At 54.6% G+C, this 12,291-nt stretch carries 11 protein-coding genes; 10 read left to right on the top strand and 1 reads right to left on the bottom strand.

The features are described 5' to 3' along the window. Positions 1–12: 12 nt before the first annotated feature. The 8 genes from zigA to hslU all read left to right on the top strand — a co-directional run bounded on the left by zigA (position 13) and on the right by hslU (position 7,632). On the top strand, positions 13–1,239 hold the full coding sequence (gene zigA, locus HNQ59_RS13150) for a zinc metallochaperone GTPase ZigA (protein WP_184040194.1): 1,227 nt from the start codon (positions 13–15) through the stop codon (positions 1,237–1,239). 57 nt (positions 1,240–1,296) lie between these two features. Continuing rightward, the gene (locus HNQ59_RS13145) at positions 1,297–1,935 is read left to right on the top strand and encodes an ABC transporter ATP-binding protein (protein WP_184040192.1); all 639 of its coding nucleotides are present in this window, start codon (positions 1,297–1,299) and stop codon (positions 1,933–1,935) included. After that, on the top strand, positions 1,932–3,134 hold the full coding sequence (locus HNQ59_RS13140; RefSeq protein WP_184040190.1) for an ABC transporter permease: 1,203 nt from the start codon (positions 1,932–1,934) through the stop codon (positions 3,132–3,134). Before HNQ59_RS13145 ends, HNQ59_RS13140 begins: the two co-directional genes overlap by 4 nt. A gap of 59 nt (positions 3,135–3,193) precedes the next feature. Beyond that, positions 3,194–3,457, top strand: coding sequence for a PepSY domain-containing protein (locus HNQ59_RS13135; RefSeq protein WP_184040188.1), 264 nt, complete (start codon positions 3,194–3,196; stop codon positions 3,455–3,457). A 78-nt stretch (positions 3,458–3,535) separates the two neighbouring features. After that, entirely contained in the window at positions 3,536–4,039 is a 504-nt protein-coding gene (locus HNQ59_RS13130; RefSeq protein ID WP_184040184.1) for a DUF3299 domain-containing protein, read from the top strand. A 323-nt stretch (positions 4,040–4,362) separates the two neighbouring features. Further along, a complete protein-coding gene (locus HNQ59_RS19920) occupies positions 4,363–5,544 on the top strand; it encodes an STAS domain-containing protein (RefSeq protein WP_184040181.1) in 1,182 nt (393 codons plus the stop codon). 166 nt (positions 5,545–5,710) lie between these two features. Beyond that, positions 5,711–6,247, top strand: coding sequence for an ATP-dependent protease subunit HslV (gene hslV / locus HNQ59_RS13120; protein ID WP_184040178.1), 537 nt, complete (start codon positions 5,711–5,713; stop codon positions 6,245–6,247). A gap of 41 nt (positions 6,248–6,288) precedes the next feature. Then, positions 6,289–7,632, top strand: coding sequence for an ATP-dependent protease ATPase subunit HslU (gene hslU, locus HNQ59_RS13115; RefSeq protein WP_184040175.1), 1,344 nt, complete (start codon positions 6,289–6,291; stop codon positions 7,630–7,632). A gap of 69 nt (positions 7,633–7,701) precedes the next feature. Here the strand turns inward: hslU and HNQ59_RS13110 are convergent, their stop codons facing one another. Further along, a complete protein-coding gene (locus HNQ59_RS13110) occupies positions 7,702–8,004 on the bottom strand; it encodes an Mpo1-like protein (RefSeq protein WP_184040258.1) in 303 nt (100 codons plus the stop codon). Between the two features lie 180 nt (positions 8,005–8,184). Here HNQ59_RS13110 and HNQ59_RS13105 point away from each other — a divergent pair, with 180 nt between their 5' ends. Beyond that, on the top strand, positions 8,185–8,874 hold the full coding sequence (locus tag HNQ59_RS13105) for a hypothetical protein (RefSeq protein WP_184040172.1): 690 nt from the start codon (positions 8,185–8,187) through the stop codon (positions 8,872–8,874). A gap of 600 nt (positions 8,875–9,474) precedes the next feature. Further along, positions 9,475–12,240, top strand: coding sequence for a phosphoenolpyruvate carboxylase (ppc, locus tag HNQ59_RS13100; protein WP_343074277.1), 2,766 nt, complete (start codon positions 9,475–9,477; stop codon positions 12,238–12,240). The last annotated feature ends 51 nt before the right edge of the window (positions 12,241–12,291 follow it).

The following is a 12,291-nucleotide window of genomic DNA, read 5'->3' as shown; positions in this document are numbered from 1 at the left end:
AAGAGGCTCACTATGTCCTTGCCAAAACAACTGCCCGTCACCGTGCTGTCTGGCTTCTTGGGCGCCGGTAAAACCACGCTCTTGAATCATGTATTGAACAATCGTGAAGGTTTGCGTGTGGCCGTCATCGTCAACGACATGTCTGAGATCAACATTGATGCCGCGCTGGTGCAAGAGGGTGGGGCGCAATTGTCCCGTACTGATGAACGCATGGTGGCAATGAGCAACGGCTGTATCTGCTGCACCTTACGTGAGGATCTGCTCCAAGAAGTACGCACACTGGCAACTGCAGGGCGGTTTGATTATCTGCTGATCGAATCCACTGGGATTTCAGAACCGATGCCGGTGGCCGAGACGTTCACCTTCCGTGATGCTCAGGGTGTCTGTTTGTCCGATATGGCGCGGCTGGATACCATGGTCACGGTGGTTGATGGATACAATTTCCTCAAGGATTACACCAGTACCGACATGTTGGCGGATCGTGGCGAGTCGATGGGCGAGGAGGACGAGCGTGGCATTGTCGAGCTGCTGATCGAACAGATCGAGTTCTGTGATGTGCTGGTTCTGAACAAAACGGACCTGATGACAGCCGATGAGCAAGCACGCCTGACCGCCATCCTGCGAACGTTGAATCCAGACGCACATATCGTGCCAAGCCAATTTGGCCAAGTGCCACTCAATGTGCTTTTGAATACAGGGCGTTTTGACTTTGACCGGGCTGCGCAGGCGCCAGGTTGGCTGAAAGCGTTACGGGGTGAGCATGTGCCGGAAACAACGGTTTATGGCATCAGTAGTTTCAGCTATACGGCCCGCAGACCGTTTCACCCACAGCGTTTCTGGGCCTGTTTGCATCAGGAGTGGGATGGTGTTTTACGCTCCAAAGGTTTTTTCTGGCTGGCCAACCGGCCAGATTTTGCAGGTAATTGGTCCCAGGCAGGTGGCGCCATGCGTTACGGTGCCGCTGGTCTTTGGTGGGCTGCCGTCGATCGGGCGGATTGGCCGGAAGACCCGGAGTATATGTGCATGATTGAGGCCAGCTGGCAAACGCCTTACGGAGATCGGCGGCAGGAGCTGGTGTTCATTGGAATCGGGTTGGACGAATCAGCGATTCGCCAACGGCTGGATGATTGTCTGTTGACAGAGGCCGAAATGGCATTGGGGGTGGGTGGCTGGTGTCACTTCCCCGACCCGTTCCCTGCATGGCACACCATCAATGAAGCAGAAACTGAACTGAGCTAGACTCCGCATTCAGCTTGCCACATGCTATGAAACCGGATCGATGAGGAGAACATTGCTTTGCTCAGTATTCAACAACTCGAATTCACCTATCCAGGTGGACGCCCTATTCGTTTTCCAGATTGGCAATTATCACAAGGAGATATCGCCTTACTGTTAGGCCCTTCAGGTAGCGGGAAAAGCACATTGGTTGCCATGCTGGCGGGTTTGCTCACCCCCAGGGCAGGAACGATCGGCATTGCCGGGCAGGTGTTACAACAATTGTCTGGTCACGCACTGGATCATTTCCGTGGTCGTCATATCGGTTTTGTCCCTCAACAATTGCATCTGCTGCCCTTGCTTTCCGTGCGCGAAAACCTGCGATTGGCCCAAACGCTTGCAGGCCAAAAGCGGGACGATGTCCGCATCGATCATGTACTGAAATCACTGGGTATCGAGGCGCTCGCCAATCGTCGCCCGGGTGCGCTCAGCCAAGGGCAGAAACAGCGTGCCGCCATTGCGCGGGCAACGGTGAATACCCCCAAACTGCTACTGGCCGATGAGCCCACTGCCAATCTAGATGATCAAGCCGCAGAAGCCGCGCTGGATGTGCTGCTGGATGCGGCCCGGGCTTGTGCCGCCACACTGGTGATCGCCACGCATGACAGCCGGGTCAAACATCGTATCGCCAACCAGCTGACACTGGGGGTGCAATCATGAGCCTGCTGCATCTTGCCTGGCGCAATCTGGTTGGCCGCCCGCTCACGACCATACTCAACCTGCTGCTGTTGGCATTGGGTATCGGCACCATCAGTGCGATGTTGCTGTTTTCATCTCAGCTGGAACAACGTCTGCAGGCCGATGCCTCTGGAATCGACCTGGTTGTCGGGGCCAAAGGCAGCCCGCTGCAGCTGATTTTGTCGAGCGTCTATCATGCTGACGTGCCCAACGGCAACATTCCGTTGACCGAAGCAAACAAGCTCCGCAAAAACCCCATGGTTGCCAAAGCCGTCCCGCTTGCCCTGGGGGATAGTTATCACGGCATCCGCATTGTCGGCACTGACCCATCCTATCTGGATCTCTATGGAGCCAAGGTCGCACAAGGCCGCATCTGGAAAACCTCGATGGAAGTAGTGGTCGGGGCCGATGCTGCCGCAGCCACCGGTTTGAAACTCGATCAGGAATTCGCCAGCTCGCACGGTTTGGCACCCGGTGGTGATTTACATGATGACAACCCGTTTCAGGTCGTTGGTATCCTGCAAAAGACCGGGACAGTGCTGGATAAGCTGATTCTGACCCCGGTGCAAAGCGTTTGGGATACCCACGAAGGAAGCAGCACCGCCACGACCGAGGACAACGACGAGGAAGATGCGGGCAAGGAAATCACCGCGTTGCTGATCAAGTACCGAAGCCCGATGGCCGCCGCCATCATGCCCCGCGTGATCAATAGCCAGAGTTCGATGCAGGCTGCAGCCCCTGCCATGGAATCTGCCCGCCTATGGAGCCTGATCGGCTTTGGCCTGGATGCCTACCGGGCCAACGCGCTGGTATTGATCATCGCAGCCACCTTATCGGTCTTTGTCGCCTTCTATAACACCTTGCGTGAGCGTCGCTATGACCTTGCGGTCATGCGTATGCTAGGTGCCGGTCGATTCAGCCTGCTTTGGGTCGTCCTACTGGAAGGCTTACTGCTGGCAGGGCTGGCGGCGTTGGTCGGGCTGGGCTTGGGCCATGGCTTGACAGAAGGATTGGCAACCTGGCTCGGCCCAGCACAAAGCCTGGGCCTGACCGGCCATATCTGGCTCCACGCGGAATGGTTGTTGATCGCCGGCGCACTGGGGGTAGGCACATTGGCCGCCATCATCCCCGCAATTGCAGCATACAGAACAGATGTGGCTCGCACTCTAACAGACAGCTAGCCCCTTTGAGCCTGCTCTTCTTGAGCAGGCTTTTTTTTATTCTTAGGAGAAGCCTCAATATGAAAGTCGTTCTCGCCATCGCAACCATGATCATTCCCATGCAAATCACCCTTGCTGCGGATCATGATCACACACCCTGCACCAAAGAGCCGGAGAGCAAGTGGCAGCCTTTCTCTGCTGCCGCCAAAAAAGTCGAAGACATGGGCAATACCATCAAAGCTGCTGAAGTACACCACAAATGCTACGAATTCCGTGGTAAAAGCAAAGATGGCAAGCGTTTTGAGCTGACACTCGATCCAATGACATTGGAACCACGCAAATAATTCCATATGCATAAGGGCCTTGTTCAACTCACGCCGAACGCGTACGCTTGCAAGGAAATGAAACACGCAGAGGTGAACATGTTGAAAGCTATCCGACTCTCATTGGCCATAGTAGGTTTATCGGCCACCTGCGCCATGGCTGCGCCACCACCAGATGCTCAGAGTGGCGCCCATGCCCCGCTACCCGGCCAGCCGACCAATCTGCAGCAGCTGAAGGAAATCGATGGCGTGGTCAGCTGGAAAACCCTGGCCAAGATTGAGCAAAAGCAACAAGGCGACAAGGTTATCCCGGTGTTCGACAAACAGATCACCGACCTCAATAACAAAGTTGTGAAATTGCAGGGCTTCATGTTGCCACTCGACATGAACGAAAAACAATCACACTTCATATTGAGCTCAACCCCACCAACCTGCGCATATCATTTGCCCGGCGGGCCAGACTCGATCATTGAGGTCAAAGCCAGCAAGCCTGTCAAATTCAGTTACGATCCAGTCATCATCACTGGCAAATTGACACTGCTCAAAGACGACCCTATGGGGATGTTCTACCGTCTGGTTGATGCCACCGCTGTAACCAAGTAAAGCCATCATCCCTAGCCAAGCTGACAAGTGACACCGTCAGCTTGGTTTCTGCTTCGCCTGTGCAGCCAAGTCGAAATGGAAAGCGGCAGCTTTGGATGACCATTTGTCCTATTTCTCTCAAGTATATATGGCAAAATCAAACCGCCATGCCGGTTGGGGCTGTGCGATAACCGTGGCATCGCGTACAATCCCAAATGAATAAACCGTTCATCTGGCCAAACCGAAAGTTGATCGGTATCGAGATGTTGAGCTATACCTTGATTGATACCTACGTATCAGCCCTGTGATAGCTGACGTACAACCCACTTTTTGAGCGTCGCCCCGTGGTATTTTCTTTCTTCAAGAAAAAAGACCAAGCTGAAGAGCTGCAACAGCAGCCCACCTATAAACAACCCGCAGGTGCGCAACCGGCAGGGGAAAAACCCATTGCTGATCCGGGGCCTGATACGATGGATGGCCATACGCTTGGCTCAGCCGTCATCGAGGTCAACGACAGCGGCGCTGATATACAGCCCGAGGTGGAAGAAGCTGCCATTCTGTACGCCAATGAACAGACAGATACAGCGGTTGACTTGCTGGAAAACTATCTCGGCAACCACCCACAGGCTCAGACTGAAGAACCCTGGCTGCTTCTGTTCGAGCTCTATCAGCAATGCGGCCTCCGGACTGAATTCGACGAGTTGGCAATCAAGTACGTCATCCGTTTCGAACGCACAGCCCCGATCTGGCGAGAAGCCCAAGCACCCACGCCAACCAAACCAGCCGAGCCCACCCGCAGCAACTATGTACCTTTTTCGGGTCATACCGAGGCGTGCAGTGCTCACGTTGTCGAATTGGAAGGTCTTATCGGCAAGGGTGAAAAAATCCGCCTTGATTTCGGCAAGTTTGGGTCTTTGGAACCAGGCTCTGCACAACAGCTGCTGAAATGCCTACAAGCCTGCCGCAAGAAGAATGTCCCGGTTCAACTGGTCGGTGGCAGCAGATTGACAGAGTGGTTGCATCAACATATCGAAATGATGCGGAAGATCGATGACGAAGTCCCTTATTGGCTGCTGTTGCTGGAAATCTATCTGGCGCAAGGTCAGCAGGAAACCTTCGAGAATCTGGCTGTGGACTACGCTGTGACCTATGAAGTCTCCCCCCCCTCATGGGAAGGCTCATCACTGCCGGGCATGACGCTGGAAGAAGCGGAAGAAGAAGCGGTGCCAGAGCCCGCCGTACAACAGTCCGCGGATGTGTTTTATATGCATGGTGCCCTGACAGACCGCCATGCAGGTCAACTACGCGAGTTGGCGGATTTTGCGCACGCCCACAGTCAAGTGCTGGTCGACGCCACTGATTTGAGTCGAGTCGATTTCATCTCTGCGGGCAATCTGCTGAACACGTTGATTCCCATGGTATCTGCAGGTAAGCCGGTTGTGTTCGACCATGTCAACGCACTGGTATTCGCATTGTTCCGCATTATGGGCATCAATGACCTGGTCATGGTCCGGCGTCGTAAATGATCGATATTTGATCGGGCAGGCTGCACACCTGTCTGGTCCTTCTCCTGCACTTTCCTCCATCTCCCCAGCTCCGTTTTGTATAAAAGGGGGCTTGTAATGCCTGAAATTCACCCCATTTCCTGTTTATTCGCCCGGACGAACCGGGCCTGAGTACAAGGAAAGCAACATGCAACAATTCGACGGCACCACCATCGTTTCGGTTCGCCGTGGCAATCAGGTCGCACTGGGTGGTGATGGCCAGGTTACCCTGGGCAACATCGTCATCAAAGCCACCGCACGTAAAGTACGTCGCCTGTATCAGGAAAAGGTGCTGGCAGGCTTTGCTGGCGGCACAGCAGACGCATTCACACTGTTTGAACGTTTTGAAGCGAAACTGGAAAAGCATCAGGGCCATCTGGTTCGTAGCGCCGTCGAATTGGCCAAAGACTGGCGGACAGATCGTATGCTCCGACGCCTGGAAGCCATGCTTATTGTGGCCGATATCCATAGCACCTTGGTCATCACCGGCAACGGCGATGTGCTTGAGCCAGAGCAGGGCATTGCTGCCATCGGCAGTGGTGGTGCCTTTGCACAGGCTGCCGCACTCGCGTTGTATCAGAACACCGAGTTGCCCCCGGCAGACATCGTCAAGAAATCACTGACGATCGCAGGTGATATCTGCATCTACACCAACCACAATCATCTGATCGAGACGCTGGGCTGATTGGGCCTTCAGCACGTTACACATTGCACGGGAAACGCAGCATGACCCAAATGACGCCGCAAGAAATCGTTCACGAGCTGGATAAGCACATCATTGGCCAGCAAGACGCCAAGAAAGCCGTTGCAATCGCGCTACGCAACCGTTGGCGCCGACAACAGGTTGCTGATCCGCTCCGGCAGGAGATCACGCCCAAGAATATCCTCATGATCGGGCCGACTGGCGTAGGCAAAACCGAGATCGCCCGCCGGTTGGCCAAGCTGGCCGACGCGCCCTTCATCAAGGTGGAAGCCACCAAATTCACTGAAGTCGGCTACGTGGGCCGGGATGTCGATTCCATCATTCGTGATCTGATCGAGATTTCCATCAAGCAGACCCGTGAAGCAGATGCCAAGAAAGTCCGCCACCGCGCCGAGGATCTGGCCGAGGAACGTGTGCTGGATGCGTTGTTGCCACCTGCGCGCCCATTTGGTTTTGGCGGAGAAGCCACCAATACCGAGCCCAGCGAAGATTCCGCAACCCGTCAGAAATTCCGCAAAATGCTGCGGGAAGGCAAGCTGGATGACAAGGAAATCGAAATAGAAGTCGCACTGCCCGCCGCCAATATGGAAATCTTCGCCCCACCTGGTATGGAAGAGCTGACCAGCCAGATCCAGGGCATGTTCCAGAACATGGGCAATCAGCGGAAGAAGACTCGCAAGCTGAAGATTCCCGAGGCCATGAAACTGCTGACGGACGAAGAAGCGTTGAAGCTGGTCAATGAAGAGGAAATCAAGACCCGCGCCTTACAAAGTGTCGAGCAGAACGGCATTGTCTTTCTGGACGAGATCGACAAAATCACCAGTCGCAGTGAAGGTCAAAGTGGTGAAGTATCACGCCAAGGCGTGCAACGTGATTTGCTGCCGCTGGTTGAGGGCACGACCATCTCAACCAAATACGGCATGATCAAAACCGATCACATCCTGTTCATCGCCAGTGGTGCTTTCCATCTCTCCAAGCCATCCGACCTGATCCCCGAGCTGCAAGGCCGCTTCCCGATTCGGGTCGAGCTGAATTCGTTGTCTGTTGAGGATTTCAAGCAGATCCTAACCAGCACGGATGCGTGTCTGACCAAGCAATATGAAGCATTGCTGGCCACCGAGAATGTCATCTTGAACTTTACCGATGATGCCATTCATCGTTTGGCCGAGATTGCCTACACCGTCAACGAGAAGACGGAAAACATCGGGGCACGGCGTCTGTATACCGTCATCGAAAAGTTGCTGGAACAGATCTCATTCGAAGCAGGCAATCATATCAATGGCACTGTCGATATCGATGCCCACTATGTCAACGAACGGCTAGGGGTGTTGTCACAAAGTGAGGATCTGGCCCGTTACGTGCTGTGATCGCAGACAGACTGAAAATGACAAGGGGCCGCAATGGCCCCTTTTTGCATGGGTGGGACACAACCGTTGTCAGAACGGTATCCGCCCAGTCAACATCTGCCAATACATCACCCAGTCCCCCATGAGGCTGTACAGTGGAAACCGGAACGTAGCCGGTCGATTCTTCTCGAAGCCAAAATGGCCTAACCAGGCAAAGCCATAACCCATAACCGGGGCCCACATCAACCACCCCATGTTACCGGTGCATACTGCGCAGAGTACCGCCAACAGCACCAGCGTACTGCCAATGAAATGCAGGCGACGGCAGGTCGGATGGCGGTGCTCATTCAAATAGTACGGATAAAACGTGGTGAAACTGGAAAAGCGTTCCATCATCATGCCCTTTGCAACGTCGCTGTCAAAAACAAATTAGCACACTATTGTATAAAGCAGGTACGGCGTAAAAACGGTTGGCCTGAAATGCCCCATGTCATCCGCATTCAAGTACAATCGATGCCTATTGCATGTTCATGACTCGTGGCGTAAGCCCCTTTTACGCAGGTTAAAGCCCCAATGTCTTACAAGATTTCAATAACCCTTGTACTGGCAGCCCTGTTGCTGTCGGCATGTAGCACGCCCGTTCCTCCACCCTCGGTCACCATCGAGGAAAAAGAACCTCCCCCACAGCCCGCCCCACCCACCAACCAGGGCCCGGCCAGCATTCCTGTTGTCACAGCACGCGCAGTCAAGGCGCCGCCGACAACGGTCATGAAACAGATGTTGATCAGCCTCAATCGTGAGAAAAGCTATAAAAACGTCAAACAGACAGCGGCCAATCGCATTGCATTGATCCTACCTTTCGCAGACCCCAGCCACTATATCGATTGCGGCCAGATCGAGGTGCCCGGTTTGGATGGCGATACATTGCGCTTCCCGGGTGCAAGCCCGCAGCAGCAGTATCAACTCAATGTCAAAGGCCGCACCTACGAGGTCACCCGCAAGCTGAATGGCCGGGGCGAAGCCGTCATCAGTTTGACCCCCCGTAGCAACGCAACTACGACCGTCTCGGTGCGTATCACCTATCGCTTGTCACGCGAGCAGATCGCCACAGCCCCTGACAGCGACCCGATCAAGGTCAAGGATGCACTGATGTTCAGATCCGGTCGTGGGGCCGCCTTTGCTCGTGCACCAACTCGCTGCGTGTCTTCGGGCATCATGGAAAAACAACTACTGGACTTGGCCCAGGCATCTGTTGCCCAATAAGTCACTGTGTTGTCATCTTGGCCTGCTACATTCCGCGCCACGCAGATCAAATGGACGTGATTAGACTGCCGATGTGGCTGTCTTGTCGCTCCAGAGCCTATCCCCATGCACTGACGAATGCATGGGGATAGGTTCCACACCAAGCGTGACCTCGGCCCGGTGGGTCCGAAACCCGGGCACCAATCTCCCCTACATTCTCCACACCTTCATCCCACACGCTGACCACAACGCCAACAGGTACATATAGTTGCTTGCTCACACATGTAGTCCAATCATGTAATTTTACTTATCAAAGTACAGCTTCAAATACTCCGCTCCATGGTATCAAACAAGGCTTCCTGACTTTACCATTTGGCTAAGTTCCTTCTTTCTAAAATGGAATTGCCCTTGCTCACCCACGCAAGACGCCCAACACCCACATTAGGGTTATTACTGATACAAGGGTGTAAACGCCCGCTTTAAAGTACGTAGTTAAACAACAAATTGCCGAAAAATACGGCACTACAAACCGAAAATTCCAAGAAACACGGCTGCCCAAACAAATGCTTGTCTCCCAAAGGCAGCACCTGCATGCAGCCAACTCGCGATTAGGAGAGTGTGGTGCAATACGTGGTACAGGATACTTCACAGGAAAAAGACGAACCGCTCAGAGAAGATTTGCGACTGCTAGGCCGCTTACTGGGCGAAGTGCTGAAAGAGCAAGAAGGCGAAGCCACTTTTGAGCGCATCGAAACCATCCGTAAAACTGCAGTCCGCTTTGTACACGAAGCAGATTCGCAGGCTCGGGAGCAGCTCGAAGCCACACTCAATGACCTGAGCCACGAAAACACCATTGCTTTGGTGCGGGCCTTCAGCTATTTCTCGCATCTGTTCAATATCGCTGAAGATCTGCATCACAGCCGCCGCCGCCGCGCCTACCAGCGTGCGGGTGCAGCACCCCAACCAAGCTCGATTGCTGCTGCCTTGCAGCGCCTCAAATCTCATGCAGTCGGCGCGGAGCAGCTCCAGTCCTTATTCAGCTACGCACTGCTCTCTCCTGTGCTCACTGCTCACCCGACTGAAGTACAGCGCAAGTCGATTCTGGATTGCCATCGTGCGCTTGCCAATTTGATGAACCGCCGCTCCCGTGCCGATTTCACACCCGAGGAGCTGGTTGAGGTCGATAAGGGTCTGAAGCGCATCATCCTGACGCTATGGCAATCCAGCGAAATCCGCTCATTCAAATTGACTGTCAAAGATGAGATCGAGAATGGACTGGCCTACTATCGCTATACCTTTCTGCGACAATTGCCGCGTCTGTATAACGATCTGGAGGATTGGATCAGCCGTGATTTCAACGATGGCAAACCTTTCGAGCTTCCCTCGTTCTTCAGGATCGGGTCATGGATCGGTGGGGATCGCGATGGCAACCCCTTCGTCGATGCGGACATGATGCTGCACGCGATGCGCCGCCACTCGGCCATCTCGATAGGATTCTATCTGGAGCAGCTGACCAAGCTGACCAACGAACTTAGCCAAAGCAGCCGTTGGATCAAGGCCACCCCAGCATTGCTCACCTTGGCGGATCAGTCCCCGGAGAATGCCATCAGCCGTGCCGAAGAGCCTTATCGGCGCGCATTGTCCTATATCGAAGCCCGCCTGAACGCCACTTCGTCCAAGTTGTGCCTGTTTCTGACCACGCCCCCAGCCACAGCTTCATTGCCCGCTTATGGCAGCAAGGAAGAGCTGGCAAAAGATCTGGCTACGCTTGCAGAATCCCTGATCCACCACGGCAGTAAGTTGGTGGCCGATGGACGCTTACGCAGATTGCGCAGGGCGGTGGATGTATTCGGTTTCCATCTGGCACCACTCGATATGCGCCAGCACTCCGGCATTCACGAGAGCGTAGTTGCAGAGCTGTTTGAGCGGGCAGGACTGGAAGACTACCGTGCATTGGATGAATCCGCACGTATCGACGCGTTGCTGCGAGAGCTGCGGCACCCAAGGCTGCTCCGCTCGCCTTTCCTGGCCTATAGCGATGAAACGGCCAAGGAGCTCGCCATTGTCAACATGGCGGCGCAAATCCACAGAGATTATGGTGCGGACGCCATTCCGAACTACATCATCTCAAACTGTGGTGATGTCAGCGATATGTTAGAAGTCGCACTGCTGCTGAAGGAAGTAGGGCTGCTCAGCCAAGACCAGCAATTGGCCATCAATATCATTCCATTGTTCGAGACCATCGGTGATTTGCGTGCGTGCGGCGATGTGATGCAACGGCTGTTTACCATTCCGCAATGGAAACAATGGCTGGCCTCTCGCCAACACATTCAAGAGGTGATGCTTGGCTATTCCGACAGCAACAAAGACGGCGGTTATCTGACCTCCAACTGGGAGCTTTACAAGGCAGAGATCACGCTAGTCAGGTTGTTTGAACAGGCAGGCATCCGCTTACGCTTGTTCCATGGCCGTGGCGGCTCTGTCGGGCGGGGCGGGGGCCCCAGCTACGAGGCCATCATCGCGCAACCCTTTGGCTCTGTTGCCGGCCAGATCCGCATCACAGAGCAAGGGGAGGTGATCGCCTCGAAGTACACCAACCCGGAAATCGGTCGCCGCAACCTGGAGACTCTGACCGCTGCCATGTTGGAGGCCAGCTTTGTCGATCACAACGACATCGACGACGAAGCTCCTGCCTATTACCACCTAATGGAGACATTGTCCCAGTCGGCGTTCGAGTCCTACCGGGCATTGGTCTATGGCAATCCTGAATTCATCACCTATTTCCAAGAGGCCACAGTCATCAATGAAATCGCCAAGCTCAACATAGGCAGCCGGCCAGCGAAGCGAAAGGCAGGGGGGTCGATTGCCGATCTACGCGCCATTCCATGGGTGTTTTCGTGGTCGCAATGTCGCGTGATGTTGCCAGGTTGGTACGGGTTTGGCAGCGCCGTCAAAGCCTACCTTGACCAGACCGGCGAAGACGGGCTGGCAAAGCTGCGTGCTATGCATGCCAACTGGCCTTTCCTACAGACTGTGCTTTCCAATTTGGAAATGGTCTTGGCCAAGACAGACCTCAGCATTGCATCCCGCTACGCCGAGCTGGTCGGTGACCAGGCACTGGCACAACGTGTTTTCAGCCAGATCACCACTGAGTGGCATCGCGCTGTGGAAATGGTGCTGGCCATCACCGGGGGCAGCGAACTGCTTGGCAACAACCGTGCACTGGCCCGCAGCCTGAAAAACCGCCTGCCCTACCTTGATCCGCTCAATCACTTGCAAGTCGAACTGTTACGCCGTTTCCGTGCAGGCGAGGGCGGGGAAGACATCCAGCACGGCATTCATCTGACCATCAATGGTATTGCGGCGGGTCTACGCAATAGCGGTTGATCCATCCCTGCTGAACCCATCAGGCCCGCTTTGGCGGGCTTTTTTCTTGTA

Source organism: Chitinivorax tropicus, assembly GCF_014202905.1.
GTDB lineage: Bacteria > Pseudomonadota > Gammaproteobacteria > Burkholderiales > SCOH01 > Chitinivorax > Chitinivorax tropicus.
Note: the sequence above shows the minus strand (reverse complement) of the source record. Positions and strands in the feature narration are given on the sequence as shown.

Bases quoted from the DNA above. Each gene is read 5' to 3' on its own strand.
- HNQ59_RS13130 (WP_184040184.1), top strand. From the start codon at position 3,536: ATGTTGAAAGCTATCCGACTCTCATTGGCCATAGTAGGTTTATCGGCC.
- HNQ59_RS13140 (WP_184040190.1), top strand. From the start codon at position 1,932: ATGAGCCTGCTGCATCTTGCCTGGCGCAATCTGGTTGGCCGCCCGCTC.
- hslV (WP_184040178.1), top strand. From the start codon at position 5,711: ATGCAACAATTCGACGGCACCACCATCGTTTCGGTTCGCCGTGGCAAT.
- HNQ59_RS13110 (WP_184040258.1), bottom strand. From the start codon at position 8,004: ATGGAACGCTTTTCCAGTTTCACCACGTTTTATCCGTACTATTTGAAT.
- zigA (WP_184040194.1), top strand. From the start codon at position 13: ATGTCCTTGCCAAAACAACTGCCCGTCACCGTGCTGTCTGGCTTCTTG.
- HNQ59_RS13135 (WP_184040188.1), top strand. From the start codon at position 3,194: ATGAAAGTCGTTCTCGCCATCGCAACCATGATCATTCCCATGCAAATC.
- HNQ59_RS13105 (WP_184040172.1), top strand. From the start codon at position 8,185: ATGTCTTACAAGATTTCAATAACCCTTGTACTGGCAGCCCTGTTGCTG.
- hslU (WP_184040175.1), top strand. From the start codon at position 6,289: ATGACCCAAATGACGCCGCAAGAAATCGTTCACGAGCTGGATAAGCAC.